Origin of the sequence: Clostridium liquoris (assembly GCF_002995785.1) — a bacterium.
GTDB classification, from domain to species: Bacteria; Bacillota; Clostridia; order Clostridiales; family Clostridiaceae; genus Clostridium_AO; species Clostridium_AO liquoris.
In genome coordinates, this window is record NZ_PVXO01000048.1 from 23,587 (window position 1) to 44,799 (window position 21,213).

Sequence of the window (21,213 nt, forward strand, 5' to 3'; positions counted from 1 at the left end):
TAGTATTAGACTTACTAAAATATGGGGGATGATAACATGAAAAAATTAAAACTTATACTAAAGGACGGAAAAAGTATTTGGGTTGATGAGGGAACATCCTTGCATAATATTGTAAAGGAAAATTCCTTAGAACATAATATACCCGTAGTATTAGGCAAATTAAATGATGACATATATGAATTAAGTTGTAATTTAGAACAGGGTGGAAGGTTTGATATAATTGATATTTCAACTGACATAGGGATGAAAGCTTATGTTAGAACATTACAGTTTGTATTGATAAAAGCTGTTTTTGACCTTTTTCCTGAGGCTAGAATTTCAATAGAACATTCACTAAGCAAGGGCATTTATGGTGAAATATATAAAAATGACAAGCTAAGCAAAGAAGATATACAAAACATAAAGGAAAAGATGAAGGAAATAATTCAAAAGGATATACCTATAAATAAGATAAGTGTAGAAAAGGCAAAGGCTATTGAAATATTTAAGGGCTATAATATGGAGGATAAAATAAGGCTTTTAAAATATGTGGATTCTGATGAAGTAAAACTTTATGAATTGGATGGCAGATATGATTATTTCTATGGTTCTATGGCGTATTCTACAGGCGTATTAAAGTTTTTTGACCTAATAAGCTATGAACCGGGATTTTTACTAAGATATCCAGAAGAAAGTAATCCAATGGAAATACCAAAATTTATAGAGCATAAAAAATTGGCTAAAATATTTAAAGAAACAGAGGAATGGGGAGATATATTAGAAGTAGCAGATGTAGGGTCACTAAACGATAAAGTTGAAAATAAAGATATTATTGAAATAATAAGGGTAGCAGAAGCTCTTCATGAGAAAAAGACAGCTTACATTGCAGATATGATTAGTGAAAGAAAAGATGTGAAGATAGTATTAATTGCCGGGCCATCTTCTTCAGGGAAAACTACATTTGCAAGAAGGTTGGGTATACAACTAAGGGTAAATGGACTAATGCCAATGCCTTTAGGTTTAGATGATTATTTTGTAGATAGGGAACACACCCCTAAGGATGAAAATGGAGAATTCGATTTTGAGTCTATATATGCACTGGACCTAGAATTATTTAATAAAAACCTTCAATCCATACTTCAGGGAAGAGAAACAGAGATACCTAGCTACAATTTTAAAACAGGGAAAAGAGAATGGAATGGGAATAAGATTAAGTTACCTAAAAATGGTATATTAATAGTAGAAGGTATACATGGATTAAACGAAATACTTACTTCTTCAATACCAAAGAAAAATAAGTTTAAAATATATATAAGTGCACTAACTCAATTAAATCTTGATAACCATAATAGAATAGCCACAACAGATGTGAGAATAATAAGAAGAATAGTTAGGGATTATTTATCCAGAGGCTATGGTGGAGAAGAAACTTTAAAAATGTGGCCTTCTATAAGAAGAGGAGAGGAAAAAAATATATTTGTATTTCAGGAAAATGCAGATGTTATGTTTAACTCTACTTTAGTATATGAATTGTGTGTGTTAAAAAGATTTGCATTAGATGAGCTGAACAAGATAGAACATTCTAGTCCTGTATATTATGAGGCATTGAGACTTAAGAGCTTTTTACACTTTTTTAAAGATGTAAATACAGATTTTGTACCAGACAATTCAATATTAAGGGAATTTATTGGAGGAAGTTGTTTCTACAAATATTAAATTCATTCAATATAAAGATTGTAGTTTTATTAAGTCATAAACTTTATTTCCCTTCCATATAGATAAATAGAAAATATCATTTATAATATGTGGTGGATAATATGAACCATAGGAAATTAGTTCAAGAGTATTATGGAGATATTAACAATTTGGCAGAACTTCTTGCAAAATTAGTAAACTCATATAGATTATTAATTGGAGGAGCAGGAGAATTAAATACCATAGCTTTGTCAAAAAAAAATGATGTGAAGCATGCTTTAAAGAGAGCAAATGAATTAGGAGAGGTAATAGATGAAATAATAGAAGTATTGGAAAAGACATCTTATGGATATATGGATTATTGTGAAATGAAATCGCAATTAATAGAAGGCAAGATTCAATCAAAATATATAGAAACGGAAATAGATGAGGAATTAAAATTTAAGGATTAAAAGAATAACCCTATGGTATTAATAACAAGGGTTATTCTTTATTTTTAAACCTTTTTAAATCTTACCTTACTTATCATAAGGTATGAAAACATAACCACTAATAATATTGTAAGTACTGGATTGGAAATTCTATTCATAGTAAATAATGAATAAAGAGCCATAAGCATACCTGCTACTGTTATTGGAATTCCAGTAAATATTCCATCAAAAGATGTGATATTGTATCTTGCTAACCTATATGCTCCTGATAGTGGGAATAATAATACTAATAAATAACCTATTAGACCTAATTGGGAAAAATTGTAAATATTAAAAACTAAAATGGAGGGAGCTACTCCAAAAGAAACTAAATCTGCAAGAGAATCTAACTCTTTTCCTAATTCACTAGAAACATTTAAAAATCTAGCTACTCTTCCGTCATATCTGTCCATTAATCCAGCTAATAATATAAAAAGAGAAGCGGCTTTATATTCACCTTGAAAGGTCATCATTAAAGATAATATGCCGCAGGACAAATTGCCTAAAGTAAAAATGTTTGGAACAGCATTTTTTGCCATTAAAATATCACTCCTAAAAATTAATAAATAAAATCAGAATAAATCTGATAATATACTTATATTATATTATAACTCATAATTCATATAAATTTAATATAAATTATAATTTTTTTATGGAAATTTTGTATTTTATTTAATGTATATCATGTTATTGTTTTAATATTAAAGCATTTTTATGGGCAAAATATTTTAGAGGTGATATTAATGAGAGTAAAAGAGATAATGACAAAGAGCATAGCTAGTCTAAATGTAGAAGATACTGTAGAACATGCAGCTCAACTAATGAAAGAGCATAATATAGGTTCTCTTCCTGTATGCAATGGAGAAAAGGTAATAGGGATAATTACAGATAGAGATATAGCTTTAAGATCCACAGCGGAAGGAGAAAATGTGCAAAAGCAGACAGTAAGGGATATAATGACATCTAATCCTGTCATAGTAAGTCCTGAAATAGATGCACAAGAAGCGGCTAGAATAATGAGTGAAAGGCAAATTAGAAGACTGCCAGTAGTAGAGAATAATAATTTGGTAGGTATAGTTTCCTTAGGAGACATTTCCGTGGAACCAAACTTAGGTCATAACGCAGGTAAAGCTCTAAGTGAAATTTCTGAACCTAGTACGCCTAACATTTAAGCTGACAATTGACAGTGGACAGTTAAGGAGAATTTTTCTTTGCTGCCGCTACGAAAAACTTTTAATTATGAACATTTTTTAAATAATAAATAAAAAATAATAAATAGGGTAATTTTACCTTAAGGGTAAGATAAGAAATAATGGGGCTTTTCTTGTTAGGAAAACCTCATTATTTCTTATTTGTTCCTTCTTATTCGTAATTTAAAGCTTTTTTGCAGTGTTAAGGTCAAAAAAGCATCCTTAACTGTCAATTCTCAACTCTCAACCAAAGGGAAGATTGCTACAATTTTCTCTTTAGTGACATAGGTCATATTAAATGATATAATAGTTATGTATATTATTAGAGCTAGGAGAGTTATATTATGAATAGGGTAAAATTTATTTATAATCCATATTCAGGAGAAAATACAATAATTTCAGATATAGATAAAGTGATTATGGTACATCAGAAATATGGATATACTATAGTACCTTATAGAATAAGTATGGAATATGATTTATCTATGGCCTTTAAAGATATAGATGAAAGCTATAAATATATTTTAATAGCTGGTGGAGATGGTACAGTAGATAATGTAGTTAATCATATGAAAGCACTTGGGATAGATATTCCAATAGCTATATTACCAGTAGGAACTGCAAATGATTTTGCAAAATTTATAGGTATGCCTCAAGATGTAGAAATGGCTTGCGAACAAATATTGAACAGTGAAGCAAAAAAAATAGACATTGGTAAAATAAATGATAAATATTTCTTGAATGTAGCAAGTACAGGACTATTTACAGATGTATCACAAAGAACTGATATTAATTTAAAAAATACTATAGGCAAACTAGCCTATTATGTAAAGGGCATAGAGCAGCTCCCTAATTTTAGAAAATTAAGAATAAAGGTAGTTTCGGAAATTGAGAATTATGATGGCGATATGTATTTAATGCTAGTATTTAATGGACAGACTGCTGGTAATTTTAATCTTGCTTACAAAGCAGAAATAGATGATGGACTTTTAGATGTAATAATAATAAAAGCTGGAATGATAATGGATATAATACCTTTATTTATAAAAATGTTAAGAGGAGAACATTTAGAGGATGTAAATGGACTTTTATATTTTAAAACAGATAAATTATATATAGAATGTTTTGAAGATATTGTCACAGATATTGATGGAGAAAGAGGACCAGATTTTCCTCTTACTATAGAGTGTGTAAAGCAAGGTATAGAAGTGTTAGGAGTGCTGAATACAAAAAAAGCTCCGAAAAATAAAATGGGAAATTTAATAAAACCAAAAGGTATGAAATAAAAAATCACTAAGTTTTCACTTAGTGATTTTTTCTAGGTAAAGCCTTATTTTTAGTGCCTTTTCTCACTATATTCCTATAAGGGATCAAACAATTTCTTCCTTTTCCAATTAAATCTTCTCTACCGCATTTTTCCAAAGCTTCTTTTACTAATTTATAATTTTGAGGCATATTAAATTGAAGTAAAGCCCTTTGCATATTTTTTTCCTTTTGTTCTCTAGGTATATATACTGGTTTACCTGTTAAAGGGTTTACACCTGTATAATACATAGCGGTAGAAAGACTGCCAGGAGTTGGGTAAAAGTCCTGAACCTGCTCAGGTGTATAACCCATAGTCTTTATATATTCAGCCAATTCTATAGCGGCATTTAAATCTGAACCAGGATGGCTAGACATAAGATAAGGAACTAAATACTGCTTTTTATTAATTTTTTTATTTATAGCATAGTATTTTTCTGAAAACTTATCATAAACTTTTTTGTCTGGTTTTCCCATTAATTTTAGAACTTTGCTGTTTATATGCTCTGGGGCAACCTTCAATTGACCGCTTACATGATATTTACATAGTTCTTCAAAAAAGCTGTCATTTTTATCACACATTAAATAGTCAAATCTAATACCTGAACGTATAAAAACTTTTTTAACCTTTGGAAGAGCTCTTATATTTCTCAATAGGTTCAAATATTCACTATGATCAACTATCAAGTTTTTACAAGGTGTTGGAAACATACATTGTCTATCTCTGCATGTGCCAACCTTTTCTTGAATTTTACAGGATTTATGCCTAAAGTTAGCAGTAGGCCCTCCTACATCATGGATATAGCCTTTAAAATCATCTAGTGTGGTTAATAGCTTAGCTTCATCTATAATGGATTCCTCACTTCTATTTTGTATCATCCTGCCTTGATGAAAAGTTAAGGCACAGAAAGAGCAGGAACCAAAGCATCCTCTATGGCTGGTTATAGAGAATTTAACCTCTTGTATAGCAGGGATACCTCCTTTTGCCTCATAAATAGGATGATAAGTTCTAGTATAAGGCAAAGAGTATACCCTATCCATTTCTTCTTGAGTAAGAGGAAGTTGAGGAGGATTTTGAACTATATACCTATCATTGTGCTTTTGTATAATACCTTTGCCTCTTATAGGATCTTGCTCATAATACTCTAATTTAAAGCTCTCAGCATAAGATTTCTTGCTTTCTATACATTCTTCATAGGAAGGAATTTTAACAAAATTTCTTAGATTGCTTATATCATTTGTAGAGTATACAGTACCTCTTAAATCTGTAATGTTTGAAAAAGTCATTCCATATCTTAATAGATCCGCAAGCTGCACAATAGTTTTTTCTCCCATGCCATATATCAATAAATCTGCCTTGGCGTCCAGGAGAATACTTCTTCTTATTTTGTTATCCCAATAATCATAGTGGGCAAATCTTCTTAAACTACTTTCTATTCCGCCTATTACTATAGGCACATCTTTGTAAGCTTCCCTAGCTTTATTTGAATAAACTATTACAGCTCTATCTGGTCTATGACCTTCTTCACCACCAGGAGAATACAAATCTTCATGCCTTTTTTTCTTAGCTGCAGTATAGTGATTTACCATGGAATCTATATTGCCAGAGTTGATTAAGAAAGCTAACTTAGGTTTACCCAAAACCTTAAAACTATTTACATCTTTCCAATCTGGCTGTGCTATAATTCCTACAGTATATCCTGCATCCTCTAAAACTCTTCCAATTATTGCAGTACCAAAGGAAGGGTGATCTACATAAGCATCCCCAGTTATTAAAACAAAATCCAGTTCATTTATTCCATTTTCTTTTAAGTCTTGTTTATTTATGGGTAGAAATTTTTTTCCTAATCTCATTTATACTGTGTCTCCGTTTCAATTATATTTTCACTTTATAATATTAGCATAATTAAGTGAAAATATATAGGATACTAAGATAGTTTCATGTATAATTAAGAAGACCATGAAATTTTATTTATACTTATAACTATGTAATATTCTAAATTACAAAGGGAGGCCATGGAAAATGGAAAAAGTTCTTAAAAAACTTATCTTTACCGGCGTTTTAGGTTTTATTACTTTATTATCATTAAATTCTAAGGTATATGCCGCAGCAGAAGTCAGCCGTATAGAGGGAAATAATAGATTTGAGACCTCTATTGCTATATCCAAAAATGGCTGGGGAAAATCTGATTACGCTGTATTAGCAAATGGAATGAGTTCCTCAGATGCACTTAGTGCTAGCCCTTTAGCTGCTAAGTACAATGCACCTATAATTCTAGTAAACAGTAAGCAATTAGATACAATGACTACAGAAGAACTTAATAGATTAGGTGTAAAAAAGGTATTTATTATTGGCGGGACGGGAGTTATTTCAAAGGACATTGAAGACAAGCTTCATAGTCTAAATATTCAAACCGATAGATACTGGGGACATGATAGATTTGATACAGCTGTAGATGTTGCTAAAAGATTAGATGACTTTAATGAAATAGTAATAACCAGTGGTTTTGGTTTTGCAGATGCTTTATCTATAGCTCCCATTGCGGGGAAAAAGGGAATACCCATTTTATTAACTTCAAAAGATAGTTTACCTAAGGTTGTGATGGATTTCTTACAGGAAAAAACCAATAATAACCTTGGAAGCCTAAAAACCTATATAATAGGTGGATCGGGGGTTGTAAGTAATACAATAGAAAAACAATTTCCTAATTGTGAAAGATTATCTGGTCAAGGAAGATATGAAACAAATATAGCAGTATTAAACAGATTTTCTGAAGATATAAATTTTAACAATATTTATATTGCAAATGGACAAGACTTCCCAGATGCTTTATCAGGCTCTGCTCTTGCTCAAAAAAATTCATCTGGAATAATACTATCTAATAAGATAATTTCAAGCACTACAGAAAAGTTTGTTAAGTCTAAGCTTGATTTGGTTGAAAAGATAAATATAATAGGAGGAAAAGGAGTTTTCCTTGACAGCAATATAGATGATATATTATATACAAAAAACGGTGGTAATAGTGAAGGAAATATAATAAATTTGGGACTTGTAGTGAAAGATGGGGATTGGATTTACCATAAAAATACCAAGAACGGATATATATTTAAATCCAAGGGTGATGAGAATGTAAGTGCCCAAGTTAATTCTGATGATTCTTACTATATAAATGTGGTAGGAGATTGGATATATTATGTTAGTAATGAAGGGTATATTTATAAAATAACCGTAGATGGGAAGGATAGAACCAAATTAAATAATACCCCTGTAGAATACATGAAAGCTGAAGGAAACTATATTTACTATGTCCAAGGAGATGGCATTAAAAATTATAAAATATATAGAATGAATTTAGATGGAAGTAATGAGGAATTTATAGACAATACTAATGCTGTTAGCATAAATGTAGTGGGAGATTGGATTTATTATAGTGACGGTATTCTAGGGAATATATATAAATTTAATGTAAATGATAAAAATGATAAAATTAAAATAACAGAGGATTCTGTTGGGTTTATAAATGTATCAGGTGATTGGATTTATTATGGCAATATTTCTGATGGCGGGAAAATTTATAAAATAAAAACTGATGGAAGTGAAAGGACTAAAGTAACTGATGATTCAGCAGGATATATAAATGTTTCTGGGGATTATGTTTATTATTTAAATATAAGCGATAATAGCCAATTGTATAAAGTAAAGATAGATGGAAGTGAAAGAAAGAAAATAGGTGATGAAGCTGTAGCCTTGATAAATGTAGCTGGGGGTTGGGTTTATTACTTAAATTATGATATTGAATTCTGTAGGGTAAGAACCGATGGTACAACAAGACAATTAGTAAAATAATAATTTATTTATAGTTGATTTTTAGGTGGTGAAATTCAATGGAAAGTGGCCCTTGTGGTGGTCGGACAAATTTTAAAAATTTAATATTGAAAGCAGAGGAATACTTAATTGAGGATAGTAGCTCTTTTTATATTATAAAAGCATTTTAATCAAGTATTGATTTCTATATATAGATATTCCTCTGCGTAAAAGAGGAGGAATATTTATGGAAATGGTAGGAAGTTTCTTCTTAAGTAAGGTGCTCTACAAAAAGGTTTATGACGAGTCCGGAGATAATATTGGTAAGCTGTGGGATGTATATGTTACTACAGAAGATGGTTTGCCAAGGGTTATAGGCTATAAGTTAAAAAAAGACAGAGAAATTTTTAATTATGAATTTAAAAATATAAGTTTTTATCAAGATGATAATGGAAAGATGTCTATAAAAGTAAAGGGAGCTCGTGAGATAATTCCAAGAACCTATTCTTATCTTTTATCAAAACATTTATTGGATAAACAAATTGTGGATATTAATGGCAAAAAGTTAGTTAAGGTTAATGATTTAAGGATAGCAGAAATAGCTGGAGAGTTAAAAGTAATAGCGGTAGATACAGGCATAATGGCTTTAGGCAGAAGATTGGGAATTGAATCAATGGTAACAAATATTTATAAACTTCTTAATAAAAAACCTAAAGATAGTATAATTATGTGGGATAACGTGGAATCTATAGAGATGATAAATGACAGCTTAAAGCTTTCTGTGCCTTATCAAAAGTTATCAAAGCTTCATCCTGCAGATCTAGCAGATATATTAGAGAAAATGGATACAAAATATAGAAAAAAAGTATTTGAAACAATTGATGAAGATTTAGCAGCTAATATATTAGAAGAAATTGAACCGGAAATACAGGCAGATATTTTGGAAAATCTAAGTCAATCAAAGAGAACAGAAGTCTTAGAAAGCATGCCTAATGATGAGATTGCAGACATACTAGATGAAGTGGATGAAGAAACAGCAGAAAAAATTCTTTTGACTATGGAAAAAGAAGACGCAGAAGAAGTAAGAACTCTTATGAAATATGAAGAAAAGGTTGTAGGCAGTATAATGAACAAAGATTTTATATCATTTAATATAAATATTACAGCTGGAGAAACCATAGAACTTTTAAGGGATATAAAGCCTGATGATGAAGTAATGCATTATGTATATATTGTAGATGAAAATGAAAAATTAAAAGGCACAGTATCCCTTAGAGATTTGGTAATATCTTCTCCAGATAAAAGATTATTTGATATAATGCAGGAGGATTTAATTAATATCAAGGATAATCAAGGCATAGATGATGCAGTAGAAATAGCAATCAAATATGATCTTTTATCCATACCTGTAATAAATGATGAAGATAAGTTGTGCGGGATAGTAGTTATTAATGATATTATTGAAGATGTTTTAGCTCCAACTTGGAGAAAAAGGTTTAAAAAAGCAATATGATTTAATTAAGACTATGTTACATAAGAATGAAATAATTTTTAATGCAACATAGTTTTTTTATGTATTTTTTTCTTCTCTTAGGTAAAAATAAACGGAGATACATTATTACCAACTGAGGAGTGTATGAACATGGAAAAACAATTTTCATTTAGAAAAGTTGTACTTTATATGATGATAGCACTTATAACTTATTTTAGCCTGTACATATACTTTGCTCCCTATAACTATGCACTAAATGTTGTCACTTATTATTATGGTTCTAATGGAGGAACGGTATATGAAATACAAAAAAAGCTTAAAAATTGGGGATACTATAGTGGAGGTATAGATGGTGTATATGGCTATCAAACATATACTGCTATTAGAAAGTTTCAGTCTACCAATGGGCTAAAAGTAGATGGAGTAGTTGGAAGTCAAACTTTAGAGGCTTTGGGAATATATGAAGGACCTACTAATGCCAGTGGCAATAGCAATTATAATACTAGCAATCAGGATATAAATTTGCTTGCTAGACTTATTAATGGAGAGGCAAGAGGGGAGCCTTATGAAGGGCAGGTAGCTGTAGGGGCTGTAGTACTTAATAGAACAAGAGATTCAAGATTCCCAAGCACCATAGCAGGAGTTATATATCAACCAGGAGCTTTTACAGCAGTATCGGATGGTCAGATAAATGCTGCATTAGAGCAGACTAGTGTGAAGGCTGCAACAGATGCTTTGAATGGATGGGATCCTTCAGGGGGAGCCATATATTATTTTAATCCTGATACAGCAACTAGTGCTTGGATATGGTCTAGACCCCTAATAAAAATTATTGGAAAACACAGATTTTGTAAATAAGAGGGTTGACAAATTTAAAATATTGAATATAATAAGATTATATAAATCATACTAAATTAGTCTGAAATACATTGAAAGAGAAGAGTAGCATATATAAAATATACAGAGAGGGAATCTAATATGCTGAGAGGATTCTTATAGGGAGTTTATGTGAAGTGCCCTCTGGAGTAGTGCACCGAATTAAGTAGGCTGCATCGGTATCACCCGTTATAGTGATAGAGCATTGGCTTGTGCTTGAGGTTAGTTCAGTACCTTGTTTTTGGTAGAGTGGAATAGCGAAGTTATAACTTCGTCTCTATATTTTGGAGACGAAGTTTTTTGTGTAGTTTGAAATTATATGCTTAAGGAGGAATATTAAATGATATATAATAATGTAATAGAAATGATAGGCAATACTCCATTGTTAAAGTTGAGCCATATAGTTGATGAAAGTATGGCAGAGGTTTACGTAAAACTAGAAAAGCAAAATCCCGGTGGAAGCATAAAGGATAGGACAGCCCTAGGAATGATAGAAAAAGCGGAAGATTTAGGATTATTAAACCCAGGTGATACTATAGTAGAACCAACCAGTGGAAACACTGGAATAGGACTAGCAATTGTGGGAAGACTTAAAGGATACAAGGTTATAATTGTAATGCCTGATTCCATGAGTATAGAAAGAAGAAGTATTTTAAAGGCTTATGGGGCTGAGTTAATACTTACTGAAGGAAGGCTTGGAATGAAGGGTGCTATAGAAAAGGCAGAGGAAATTGTTAAAGGCAAAAAAGGCTTTTATATACCACAACAGTTTGATAATGAAGCAAACCCAGAAAAGCATTATAAAACTACTGCGGAAGAAATCCTAAAGGATGTTCCTGATGTGGATATGTTTTTAGCCTCTGTAGGTACAGGGGGGACTCTTATAGGTATAGGCAAAAGATTAAAGGAAGTAAAAAAGGATGTAAAAGTAATAGCCATAGAGCCTGCTAAATCACCTTTATTATCAGGGGGAGAAGCTGGACCTCATGGCATACAGGGAATAGGGGCTAACTTTATACCAAGCATATATAAAAAGGAAATAGTAGATAAGGTAATAACAGTTTCAGATGAAGAAGCTTTCAAATATGCAAAACTTGTTGGGAGAGAAGAAGGAATACTAGTGGGAATATCTTCTGGTGCTAATATTTCAGTAGCTATAACCTTGGCTAAGGCATTGGGAAAAGGGAAAAAAATAGTAACTGTTGCTGCAGATGGAGGAGAAAAATACTTATCTACAGGAATATATGAATAATTAAAGATTGTTAAATGTTATTAAAATTGGAGGTTAGTATGTTTAAGAATTTAAAATATGATATAGATAATGTAATGAAAAATGATCCTGCAGCAAGAAATAGACTAGAGGTTTTTCTACTTTACCCTTGCATTCACGCTATAATAAATCATAGAATAGCTAATTTTTTTTACAAAATCAAGTTATTCTTTATGGCAAGACTTATATCTCAGATATCAAGACATTTTACTGGTATAGAGATACACCCAGGAGCCACAATAGGCAAAGGTTTATTTATAGACCATGGTATGGGAGTAGTTATAGGGGAAACTGCTGAAATAGGAGACAATGTAACTATGTATCATGGGGTAACCTTAGGAGGTACGGGTAAAAATAAAGGGAAAAGACATCCTACTGTAGGCAATAATGTAATAATAGGAAGTGGAGCAAAAGTATTAGGGCCCATAAATCTTGGAGATAATGTTAAAATAGGAGCTAATGCAGTAGTATTAAAGGATATACCTGCTAATTGCACAGCAGTAGGTATACCAGCTAAGGTGGTTAAATGTAATAATAACGAAGTAATAGAGATGAATGAGTATAGAACAATAGCAAAGGGATTTTAATGGAGTTGAGGATATGGACAACAAAGAAAAAATAATTAAATATTGTAATAATTTAGGGCTAGATAACCTTGGATTTACTTCCTGTAGAAAATTTAAAGGATTAGAAGAATATTTTTATTTAAGAAAAAGTAAGGGACAAGAAAATGAATTTGAGGAAAAGGATATCCAAAAGCGAATAAACCCTGATATTTATATGAGAGAAGGAAAGGCAATAATATCCATTGCCTTTCCTTATGTATTTAACAAAAATTTCAATAATAAGTTTTATTTTTCTAAGTATACTATGGGTAGGGACTATCATTTAGTAGTTACCGAGCATTTAAAAAAAATCTGTGCTTTTATAGAGTTTTTAGGAGGAAAAGCTAAGTATTTTGTAGATAGTAATGCTTTGCCTGAAAGATATATAGCTAGTCTTTGTGGAATAGGATTTATAGGTAAAAATAATATGCTTATAACTGAAAAATATGGCTCTTATGTTTTCCTAGGAGAAATAATTACGGACTTAGAATTAGATGAAGATAATCCTTTAAGGCGTAAATGTGGGGAATGTAATTTATGTTTGAAAGCATGTCCAACTAATTCAATAGGTGAACATGAAAATAATTCTAATATATGTTTATCATATATAACGCAAAAGAAGGATATAGAGAATAGTTGGTTTCATAAATTGCAGGGAAGACTCTTTGGCTGTGACACCTGCCAAGGGGTTTGTCCATATAACAAAAAGGCAAGCTTATCTACTATAGAAGCATTTGAGCCCTTCCCATTTATGGAGGAAGTAAATATAGAAGAATTAATTAATATGGATAATAAAACCTTCAGGGATAAATATGCATTAACTTCCTGTGGATGGAGAGGAAAGAACATTCTTATAAGAAATGCTCTAATAAATGTATTTGAAAAAGCAGAAAACTATAAGGTGGGAGTAAAGCACTTTAATTCACCTTATGTAAAGGATTATTATAGTAGACTTTTACAATTGCACAAACTATAATTTAAGTATACATTGTTTTATGAAAGGTGGAGCGGTTTATGATTTCTCCTACTGTGGTTAAGATTATATCTCATCTTCCAAAGGGACTTGTAGTCTTTCTTTCGGAAAAAATCTTAAATAATTATATTAAAAAGTATGCAAATATAGAAGTAAAAGGTTTAGAAAACTTAAAGGATATAAAAAGACCAATATTATTTATTTGTAATCATCTAAGCAACTCTGATGCATTAGTTATAAATAATGTTTTAAAAGACCAAGACATCACTTTTGTGGCCGGAGTAAAACTTTCATATAATCCTCTTACAAGTCTAGGTATGAGTATGACTAAAACTATATCCATTAAGCCTAATACAGCAGATAAGGGTTCTATATCTAATATAATAAAAACTTTAAAACATGGAAATAATATACTGATTTTCCCTGAAGGGACTAGAAGCAGATCAGGTAGTATGATAGAAGGTAAAAAGGGAGTAGTTTTAATACAGAAACTATCAAGGGCTACTATAATTCCCATGTCTGTAGCCGGTACAGAAAAGCTGCTTCCAATAAATGAAGAAGGCATGGAGAAAGAAAAATTCCAATATGCAGATGTAAAAGTTACTATAGGTAAAAGCTTAGATATGCCCAAAAAAGAAGAAGATGAAGAAAAACATCATTATGAAGATAGAATATTAAATTATATGATGAGAAGTATAGCAGCACTTTTACCTAAAGAATATCAAGGAGTTTATAAAATATGAACAAAGAGAATATAAATAAAGTATTGAAAATATTAAGTGAAACTTATCCTAATGCTAAATGTGCTTTAAATTTTAATTCTCCTTATGAATTACTTGTATCTACTATATTATCTGCTCAATGTACAGATAAAAGAGTAAATGTAGTTACAGAGAATTTGTATAAGGAATATAATACCCCAGAAAAGATGGTGACTCTTTCAGAAGAAGAGTTAGAAGAAAAAATTAGAAGTTGCGGTTTCTATAAGAATAAAAGCAAAAATATATTAGAAACTTCAAGGATTATATTAAGTGAACATAATGGTAAGGTACCTAAAACCATGGAGGAGCTAAATAAATTACCTGGTGTGGGAAGAAAAACTGCCAATGTGGTTTTATCTAATGCTTTTGGCATACCTGCTATAGCGGTAGATACTCATGTTTTTAGAGTGTCTAATAGAATTGGATTAGCTAAAGGTAAAACTCCGGAACAAGTGGAAAAAGAATTAATGAAAAATATACCTAAACACATGTGGAGTGATACTCACCATTATTTAATATGGCATGGTAGAAATATCTGTAAGGCTAGAAAGCCGGATTGTGAAAAATGTCCTGTAGCTCCATATTGTGAATACTTTGCTGGAGCAGGCAACCCAGAGGATAAAGAATAAAGAATAAATTAAGCAAACTAATTTGTAGATAAGTAAGAGGTAAGAGGTAAGAGCTAAGAAGTAATAGTTCTTACCTAATTTATTTTTTATTTACTATTTGAAATAAGTTTTCTTCTTAAGAAGTCCAATGCAATAGTAACAGTTCTGTTCCTTATGGACTGCCTATCTCCAGATAAATTTAACTCTTTAACATAGACTTTTCCATCCATATAAAGACCAACATAAACAAGTCCAACAGGTTTCTCTGCACTTCCACCCCCAGGGCCTGCAAGGCCAGTAGTTGAAATGCCAATATGTGCTCCAGAAGTTCTTGCTGCACCTTGTGCCATTTCTGCAGCAGTTTCCTTACTTACAGCTCCAAACATTTGTAAAGTTTCTGGTCTAACTCCTAATCTTCTAACTTTTGCATCATTACTATAGGTAACATTACCTTCTATAAGTGCTCTTGAAATACCAGGATAGTTTACAAGCCTCCCACATAAAAGTCCTCCTGTACAGGATTCTGCTACAGCTATAGTTAAATTATTATCAATAAGCATTTTCCCTATTACACTTTCTAAAGAATCTTCATCAACTCCATAGACATTTTCTCCTAATATATATCTAATTTCTCTTTCTATAGGAGCTATTAAAGAGCATGCTTCTTCCTTAGTTTTAGCTTTTGCAGTTATTCTTAATGTTACTTCATTTTCTTTAGCATAGGAAGCTACTGTTGGATTAGATTGATTATCAATAATATGACCTATTTTTGTCACTACAGTTGATTCTCCCATGCCGCATATTCTAAGGGTTTTAGATACCAATGTGTCCTTACTAAATCTTTGAAGATAAGGCACAACATAGTTTTCAAACATAGGAATATTTTCTTTTGGTGGACCAGGAAGCAGTACTAATATCTTACCATTTTCATTTACTATGCAGCCTGGTGCTGTACCATAATCATTAGGAAGGATTATAGAACCTTCAGGGAAATAAGCTTGTTTCCTATTATTTTCACTTATCTCTCTCTTTTGCTTTTTAAAATATTCCTTTAGTAAATCTAAGGATTCTTTATGAAGGATCATTTTTTTATGGAAGTATTCTCCGGCTATTTCTTTAGTTAAATCATCTTTAGTAGGACCTAGACCACCTGTAGTTATAACTATATCAGATCTTTTAAATGCTAAATCTAATTCTTGTCGCACTCTTTCACCATTATCCCCTATTACGGATTGATGATAAATGAATATACCCATATCCGCTAATCTTCTAGATAGATATTGAGCGTTAGTGTTTAAAATATCTCCCAATAATAGTTCAGTTCCTACTGCAATTATTTCACCAGTCATAATTAAGACCTCCTTGTATAAATTTTTATAAAACAAAGTATTTACAACACAATTCTATCACAATATTAAATTATTATTAAATATATATTATATAGCTTGAAAGGGTATATCTTCATAAAGTACAATAGTGTATAATATTTTATAAGCAAAATTAAGGAGTGATTTTAAGTGAGCAAGACTTTAAGGAATGTATTAATAGTAATAGGAATATTAATAGTATTAATTGCACCAATAGTATCTAGTTATAATAAAATGATATCTTTAGACCAAAAGGTAAAAAGAGCAGAATCAAATATAGATAGTGACCTCCAAAGAAGATCTGATTTAATTCCAAACTTAGTGGAAACAGTGAAGGGCTATGCAAAACAGGAAAAGGACATATTCACCGATATAGCTAATGCCAGAGCAAAACTTGGTGGAGCTACAAATGTAACAGATAAAGCCAATGCTGATAATCAATTAACTAATGCTCTTTCAAGACTTCTTATGGTAGTGGAAAACTATCCTGAACTTAAATCCAATGAAAATTTCAGGGGATTAATGGTACAGTTAGAGGGAACAGAAAATAGAATTAATGTAGCTAGAAAAGATTATAATAGTGCCGTAGATGAATACAATACTGCTATTAGAAAATTTCCTAGTTCTATAGTGGCATCAATTTTTAGATTTGAGGAAAAGCCATATTATAAGGCAAGTGAAGGAGCAAAAGAAGTACCAAAAGTAGATTTTAATGTGGGTAAATAATCATGAAAAAATTAAAAAGATTTTTAGGGTTACTATTTTTTATATTAATAGTTTCTGCTTTTCCAGTAAAAGCAGAAATGGATATACCAAAGCCTACAAACTTAAAATATGTAAATGATTATGCTAATGTATTAAGCCCGGAAACAAAGGAATATATAGTATCTGTGGGAAAAGAACTAGAGGATAAAACAGGGGCTCAATCAGTAGTTGTAATTGTTAACTCCCTTGGAGAATATGATATAGAAACCTATGCCACTACTCTTTTTAGACAATGGGGTATAGGTCAAAAGGAAAAGAATAATGGTTTTCTTATGTTAGTTTCTATGCAGGATAGAATGAGAAGGGTAGAGGTAGGTTATGGTTTAGAAGGAGCTGTGCCAGATATATATACTGATCAGGTAATGGAAAGCCTTTTTAAACCAGCGTTTCAAAAGGGAGAATATGATAAGGGAATAAAGGAATCATATTCAGCTTTTGCAGATGCTATAGCTAAGGAATACAATGTAAAGCTAGAAAAAAATGATAAAGTTAGTTTGCCACAGCAGCAAGAGAATAAGTCTTCAAATGGAGGGCTTATTGCTAAAATACTACTATTATTATTTATAATTGATTTAGTATTGAATAGAGGCAGAGTTACTAGACAATTATTAGGCTTCTTATTCTGGGATTCATTCTGGAATGGCAGAGGAGGCCGTGGAGGAAGAGGTGGCCGCGGCGGCCCAGGAGGAGGCGGCTTTGGAGGCTTCGGCGGCGGTGGTGGCTTTGGAGGAGGTTCCTCTGGTGGCGGGGGCTTCGGAGGTTTTGGAGGAGGTTCTTCCGGCGGCGGAGGTTCTTCTGGAAACTGGTAATATAATTAATATAGAATAAAGAATAGAGAATAAATATGGATAATTTTTCTTCATTAACATTACGAAAAATTTTTAATTATTAAAATTAAAGATTTTCTGTAGGGCAGCGGAAGAAAATCCTCCTTATTTATTCTTTTTTATTTATTATTTAAAAAAGTGCATTACATTTTTTTATCGTGTTCCTTGCATAATAAGTGCATCAAGTGAGAATTATAAAAACAAAACTGTAATTTAGGCGGGAGGGGTAAATATGCCGGACGCATGGACACATATTTTGGCATCAAATGAAATAATAAAAGGTATAGAAAGTAGTAGATATAGAAGCATATTAGAAGGATATATAAAATTCTACCAATGTGGATCTCAAGGACCAGATATATTTCTTTATTACTGTAATTTAATACCTAGTAAACATAATAGGGTTAAAAAGGAATTGGGACAGCGTCTCCATACTGATAAAACAGGAGATTTTATTGTATATCTTATAGATAAATTGAAGCAGTTGAGGTACGATGAAGAATACAATATGTTACTTTCCTATGTATTAGGATATATTACCCATTATGCATTAGATACATCTATGCATCCCTTTATATATTACTTTGGAGGAGTATATCATGCAGATTCACCAGAAACAAAGAAATATGATCTTTATCATAAACAATTAGAGAAGATTATAGGTATTATACAATTAGAAAATAAAAGAGGAGCATCTGCATATCACACAACTCTATATAGTGAAGTTAATTTAGGTAAAAATGTACCAAGAATAATAGATGAAGTATATTCTGATTCTTTATATCATGTATATAATTTAGAAATAAAAAGTTACCTAATAAATTATTGTTATAAGGATATGAAAAGTGGCATTAAATTTTTAACTGAGCCTAATATGATAAAGAATATAATTTTTGCTATTGGAGAAGCCATAATTAAAAAGAAAAATAAAGCTAGAATATTCATATATCCAAGGAGGATAGTGGATGACTTGGATTATTTGAATAAAGAACATAAAAAGTGGAATCATCCTTGTTATTTAGAAGAAGTAACTTATAGAGATGCAGAACAATTATATATGGAGGGAATTAATAAAGGAATAAATTTGATTAATACAGCTGTAAAATATTTAGAAGATGAAATTGACAAAGAAGAATTAATAAAAACCTTTCCCAATCTATCCTATGAATCTGGTAAGCTTTTGGATGAGTATAAAAAGATGTTATATTTTCAATGCATATTTGAACATTGAACAATGATTTAACATTATTATTAATAAACTCAATGGAATTTACATGCTTAAATGCTATAATTAAATAAAAGCACTATAATAGGGGGAAAAATTATGGGAGAAGTAAAAACTATAGAATGGAAAGATGATAAACTTATCCTTATTGACTGTACAAAGCTTCCTATTAAGGAGGAGTATGTTGTTTGTGAAAGATACTCAGAATTAGTTAGGGCTATAAAGACATTAGCAGTAAGAGGAGCACCAGCTATAGGGGTATCTGCAGCTTATGGAGTAGTATTAGCAGCCATAGAAGGGAAAAATATAAGTAACAATAAAGAACAATATTTAGAATTTATAGATAAAGCCATAGAAGAATTAGCTGCTACAAGACCAACAGCAGTAAATCTATTTTGGGCATTAGATAGAATGAAGAAAAAGCTACATACTATTAAAGATTTATCACAAAATGAAATTAAAGAAAAACTTTTGGATGAAGCAAATTTAATATATGAAGAAGATGTTCAATGTAATAAGAATATAGGAAAATACGGGAATGATATTGTGCCTTATGAAGCTAATATATTAACCCACTGTAATGCAGGTGCATTAGCTACAGCAGGGTATGGTACTGCCCTAGGTGTAATAAGATATGCTCATTATTCAGGTAAAAACATCCATGTGTATGCGGATGAAACTAGACCTCTTTTGCAAGGAGCAAGGTTAACAGCCTGGGAATTAGTAAAGGAACATATACCAGCTACATTAATAGCTGATAACATGGCAGGGTACGTTATGAAACTTAATAAGATAGACTTAGTTATTACAGGAGCAGATAGAATAACCGTTAATGGAGACACAGCAAATAAAATAGGAACCTACTCCCTGGCTATTCTTGCTAAGGCCCACAATATTCCTTTTTATATAGCAGCACCACTATCCACAATAGATATGAATTTAAAATCTGGAGAAGAAATAGTAATAGAAGAAAGAGATAAAAAAGAATTAAGGGAACTTTTTGGACAAAAGATAGCGCCTGATGAAATTGATACCTTTAATCCAGCCTTTGATGTAACACCCAATGAATATATAACGGGAATAATAACAGAAGTAGGTATATTAAAGCCTCCTTACAACATATCTATAAAAAGTGCTAAGCACTTTTAAACTGTTAACTAAAAAAAGGAGTGAACAATGTGTTTGAAGAAGAAAAAAAGCAAATAGTGGATATGTCATTAAGGCTATATAATGAACAGTTAATAGTGGGAACCTGGGGAAATGTAAGTATGAGACTACACTGTGAAAATGGTGAAGAGCTATATCTTGTAACTCCATCAGGAATGGAATATGAAAAAACTAAGTCTGAAGACTTGGTTATTGTTAATGGAGAAGGCAATATAGTAGAAGGACATAGGAATCCTACATCTGAATTAAAAATGCATATAAAGATATATAAATCTATTAATAATGTAGATGCTATAATTCACACTCATAGTACTTGTGCTACGGCTTGTGCTGTTGCAGGGGTTACCATACCAATGATGGTAGAGGATATGGTTCAGCATATAGGTGGGGATATAAGAGTAGCGAAATATGCCCTTCCTGGTAGCGATGAATTAGCTGACTACGCTGTGGAAGCTCTTAAGGATAGAAATGGAGCACTACTTAAAAATCATGGAGCAATAGGAATTGGAAAAACTATGTTAGATGCTTATAAATCCTGTGTGTTAATAGAGAAAAGTGCTAAAATACTTATATGCGCCAAGATATTAGGACATATAAATCTTCTAAGTACAGAAGATGCTCAAAAAATGATTGAGTACTATAATAATAGATATGGACAAAAATAATTGTATTTGTATATAGTGAAGAGTTAATAATGAATAGTGAATAGCCTATAGGCCCCCTAATTAAAGTGGACACATTAACTCATTAGTTATAAGATATATTTAGAATTTAGGAGGGTCTATAGAAATGGATAAATTTATTCGTAGGTTTACTGAAGATGAAAGAGTAAAATA

Annotated in this window: 20 protein-coding genes and 1 other annotated feature; of the genes, 17 read left to right on the forward strand and 3 right to left on the reverse strand. The window is 31.3% G+C overall.

What is annotated here, in order from left to right; genetic code table 11:
• Positions 1 to 36 precede the first annotated feature (36 nt).
• Entirely contained in the window at positions 37 to 1,695 is a 1,659-nt protein-coding gene (locus CLLI_RS09150) for a nucleoside kinase (RefSeq protein WP_106063912.1), read from the forward strand.
• Positions 1,696 to 1,796: 101 nt separating this feature from the next.
• On the forward strand, positions 1,797 to 2,126 hold the full coding sequence (locus tag CLLI_RS09155; RefSeq protein ID WP_106063913.1) for a hypothetical protein: 330 nt from the start codon (positions 1,797 to 1,799) through the stop codon (positions 2,124 to 2,126).
• A gap of 44 nt (positions 2,127 to 2,170) precedes the next feature.
• Here the strand turns inward: CLLI_RS09155 and pssA are convergent, their stop codons facing one another.
• Positions 2,171 to 2,683, reverse strand: coding sequence for a CDP-diacylglycerol--serine O-phosphatidyltransferase (gene pssA, locus CLLI_RS09160; protein WP_106063914.1), 513 nt, complete (start codon positions 2,681 to 2,683; stop codon positions 2,171 to 2,173).
• A 204-nt stretch (positions 2,684 to 2,887) separates the two neighbouring features.
• Here pssA and CLLI_RS09165 point away from each other — a divergent pair, with 204 nt between their 5' ends.
• Positions 2,888 to 3,316 carry a CBS domain-containing protein gene (locus CLLI_RS09165; RefSeq protein ID WP_106063915.1) on the forward strand — a complete coding sequence of 143 codons (429 nt, stop codon included), beginning with the start codon at positions 2,888 to 2,890 and terminating at the stop codon, positions 3,314 to 3,316.
• A 362-nt stretch (positions 3,317 to 3,678) separates the two neighbouring features.
• Positions 3,679 to 4,620: a YegS/Rv2252/BmrU family lipid kinase gene (locus CLLI_RS09170; RefSeq protein WP_106063916.1), complete on the forward strand. Its 942-nt coding sequence runs from the start codon at positions 3,679 to 3,681 to the stop codon at positions 4,618 to 4,620.
• Positions 4,621 to 4,639: 19 nt separating this feature from the next.
• Here the strand turns inward: CLLI_RS09170 and CLLI_RS09175 are convergent, their stop codons facing one another.
• Positions 4,640 to 6,490, reverse strand: coding sequence for a YgiQ family radical SAM protein (locus tag CLLI_RS09175; RefSeq protein WP_106063917.1), 1,851 nt, complete (start codon positions 6,488 to 6,490; stop codon positions 4,640 to 4,642).
• Between the two features lie 169 nt (positions 6,491 to 6,659).
• Between CLLI_RS09175 and CLLI_RS09180 the strand changes: the two genes are divergently transcribed.
• From CLLI_RS09180 to nth, 8 genes are all read left to right on the forward strand, one after another.
• Positions 6,660 to 8,483: a DUF5050 domain-containing protein gene (locus tag CLLI_RS09180; protein WP_106063918.1), complete on the forward strand. Its 1,824-nt coding sequence runs from the start codon at positions 6,660 to 6,662 to the stop codon at positions 8,481 to 8,483.
• A gap of 205 nt (positions 8,484 to 8,688) precedes the next feature.
• On the forward strand, positions 8,689 to 9,954 hold the full coding sequence (locus CLLI_RS09185) for a magnesium transporter (protein ID WP_106063919.1): 1,266 nt from the start codon (positions 8,689 to 8,691) through the stop codon (positions 9,952 to 9,954).
• A 129-nt stretch (positions 9,955 to 10,083) separates the two neighbouring features.
• Positions 10,084 to 10,791, forward strand: coding sequence for a spore cortex-lytic enzyme (gene sleB, locus CLLI_RS09190; RefSeq protein ID WP_106063920.1), 708 nt, complete (start codon positions 10,084 to 10,086; stop codon positions 10,789 to 10,791).
• A 62-nt stretch (positions 10,792 to 10,853) separates the two neighbouring features.
• Positions 10,854 to 11,091, forward strand: a binding site (T-box leader).
• A gap of 58 nt (positions 11,092 to 11,149) precedes the next feature.
• A complete protein-coding gene (gene cysK, locus CLLI_RS09195; protein WP_106063921.1) occupies positions 11,150 to 12,061 on the forward strand; it encodes a cysteine synthase A in 912 nt (303 codons plus the stop codon).
• Between the two features lie 38 nt (positions 12,062 to 12,099).
• Positions 12,100 to 12,666 carry a serine O-acetyltransferase EpsC gene (gene epsC / locus CLLI_RS09200; RefSeq protein WP_170063691.1) on the forward strand — a complete coding sequence of 189 codons (567 nt, stop codon included), beginning with the start codon at positions 12,100 to 12,102 and terminating at the stop codon, positions 12,664 to 12,666.
• Positions 12,667 to 12,679: 13 nt separating this feature from the next.
• Positions 12,680 to 13,660: a tRNA epoxyqueuosine(34) reductase QueG gene (gene queG / locus CLLI_RS09205; protein WP_106063923.1), complete on the forward strand. Its 981-nt coding sequence runs from the start codon at positions 12,680 to 12,682 to the stop codon at positions 13,658 to 13,660.
• Between the two features lie 38 nt (positions 13,661 to 13,698).
• Positions 13,699 to 14,400, forward strand: coding sequence for a lysophospholipid acyltransferase family protein (locus CLLI_RS09210; RefSeq protein WP_106063924.1), 702 nt, complete (start codon positions 13,699 to 13,701; stop codon positions 14,398 to 14,400).
• Positions 14,397 to 15,047, forward strand: coding sequence for an endonuclease III (gene nth, locus CLLI_RS09215; RefSeq protein ID WP_106063925.1), 651 nt, complete (start codon positions 14,397 to 14,399; stop codon positions 15,045 to 15,047). The genes CLLI_RS09210 and nth overlap by 4 nt, the downstream gene beginning before the upstream one ends.
• A gap of 86 nt (positions 15,048 to 15,133) precedes the next feature.
• Here the strand turns inward: nth and CLLI_RS09220 are convergent, their stop codons facing one another.
• A complete protein-coding gene (locus tag CLLI_RS09220; protein WP_106063926.1) occupies positions 15,134 to 16,375 on the reverse strand; it encodes a competence/damage-inducible protein A in 1,242 nt (413 codons plus the stop codon).
• Positions 16,376 to 16,543: 168 nt separating this feature from the next.
• Here CLLI_RS09220 and CLLI_RS09225 point away from each other — a divergent pair, with 168 nt between their 5' ends.
• From CLLI_RS09225 to CLLI_RS09245, 5 genes are all read left to right on the forward strand, one after another.
• Positions 16,544 to 17,119 carry a LemA family protein gene (locus tag CLLI_RS09225; protein WP_106063927.1) on the forward strand — a complete coding sequence of 192 codons (576 nt, stop codon included), beginning with the start codon at positions 16,544 to 16,546 and terminating at the stop codon, positions 17,117 to 17,119.
• A 2-nt stretch (positions 17,120 to 17,121) separates the two neighbouring features.
• Positions 17,122 to 17,967, forward strand: coding sequence for a TPM domain-containing protein (locus CLLI_RS09230; protein ID WP_106063928.1), 846 nt, complete (start codon positions 17,122 to 17,124; stop codon positions 17,965 to 17,967).
• Positions 17,968 to 18,217: 250 nt separating this feature from the next.
• Positions 18,218 to 19,216, forward strand: a complete 999-nt coding sequence (locus CLLI_RS09235) for a zinc dependent phospholipase C family protein (RefSeq protein WP_106063929.1) — start codon at positions 18,218 to 18,220, stop codon at positions 19,214 to 19,216.
• A gap of 93 nt (positions 19,217 to 19,309) precedes the next feature.
• Positions 19,310 to 20,359, forward strand: a complete 1,050-nt coding sequence (mtnA, locus tag CLLI_RS09240) for an S-methyl-5-thioribose-1-phosphate isomerase (protein WP_106063930.1) — start codon at positions 19,310 to 19,312, stop codon at positions 20,357 to 20,359.
• A gap of 29 nt (positions 20,360 to 20,388) precedes the next feature.
• Positions 20,389 to 21,042: a class II aldolase/adducin family protein gene (locus CLLI_RS09245; protein WP_106063931.1), complete on the forward strand. Its 654-nt coding sequence runs from the start codon at positions 20,389 to 20,391 to the stop codon at positions 21,040 to 21,042.
• Positions 21,043 to 21,213 lie beyond the last annotated feature (171 nt).

Excerpts from the sequence above, each read along its gene's own strand:
- CLLI_RS09210 (WP_106063924.1), top strand. The coding sequence starts at position 13,699 with ATGATTTCTCCTACTGTGGTTAAGATTATATCTCATCTTCCAAAGGGA.
- sleB (WP_106063920.1), top strand. The coding sequence starts at position 10,084 with ATGGAAAAACAATTTTCATTTAGAAAAGTTGTACTTTATATGATGATA.
- CLLI_RS09175 (WP_106063917.1), bottom strand. The coding sequence starts at position 6,490 with ATGAGATTAGGAAAAAAATTTCTACCCATAAATAAACAAGACTTAAAA.
- CLLI_RS09230 (WP_106063928.1), top strand. The coding sequence starts at position 17,122 with ATGAAAAAATTAAAAAGATTTTTAGGGTTACTATTTTTTATATTAATA.
- CLLI_RS09180 (WP_106063918.1), top strand. The coding sequence starts at position 6,660 with ATGGAAAAAGTTCTTAAAAAACTTATCTTTACCGGCGTTTTAGGTTTT.
- CLLI_RS09150 (WP_106063912.1), top strand. The coding sequence starts at position 37 with ATGAAAAAATTAAAACTTATACTAAAGGACGGAAAAAGTATTTGGGTT.
- CLLI_RS09235 (WP_106063929.1), top strand. The coding sequence starts at position 18,218 with ATGCCGGACGCATGGACACATATTTTGGCATCAAATGAAATAATAAAA.
- CLLI_RS09155 (WP_106063913.1), top strand. The coding sequence starts at position 1,797 with ATGAACCATAGGAAATTAGTTCAAGAGTATTATGGAGATATTAACAAT.
- nth (WP_106063925.1), top strand. The coding sequence starts at position 14,397 with ATGAACAAAGAGAATATAAATAAAGTATTGAAAATATTAAGTGAAACT.
- CLLI_RS09170 (WP_106063916.1), top strand. The coding sequence starts at position 3,679 with ATGAATAGGGTAAAATTTATTTATAATCCATATTCAGGAGAAAATACA.
- queG (WP_106063923.1), top strand. The coding sequence starts at position 12,680 with ATGGACAACAAAGAAAAAATAATTAAATATTGTAATAATTTAGGGCTA.
- CLLI_RS09185 (WP_106063919.1), top strand. The coding sequence starts at position 8,689 with ATGGAAATGGTAGGAAGTTTCTTCTTAAGTAAGGTGCTCTACAAAAAG.
- cysK (WP_106063921.1), top strand. The coding sequence starts at position 11,150 with ATGATATATAATAATGTAATAGAAATGATAGGCAATACTCCATTGTTA.
- pssA (WP_106063914.1), bottom strand. The coding sequence starts at position 2,683 with ATGGCAAAAAATGCTGTTCCAAACATTTTTACTTTAGGCAATTTGTCC.
- CLLI_RS09220 (WP_106063926.1), bottom strand. The coding sequence starts at position 16,375 with ATGACTGGTGAAATAATTGCAGTAGGAACTGAACTATTATTGGGAGAT.
- epsC (WP_170063691.1), top strand. The coding sequence starts at position 12,100 with ATGTTTAAGAATTTAAAATATGATATAGATAATGTAATGAAAAATGAT.
- mtnA (WP_106063930.1), top strand. The coding sequence starts at position 19,310 with ATGGGAGAAGTAAAAACTATAGAATGGAAAGATGATAAACTTATCCTT.
- CLLI_RS09165 (WP_106063915.1), top strand. The coding sequence starts at position 2,888 with ATGAGAGTAAAAGAGATAATGACAAAGAGCATAGCTAGTCTAAATGTA.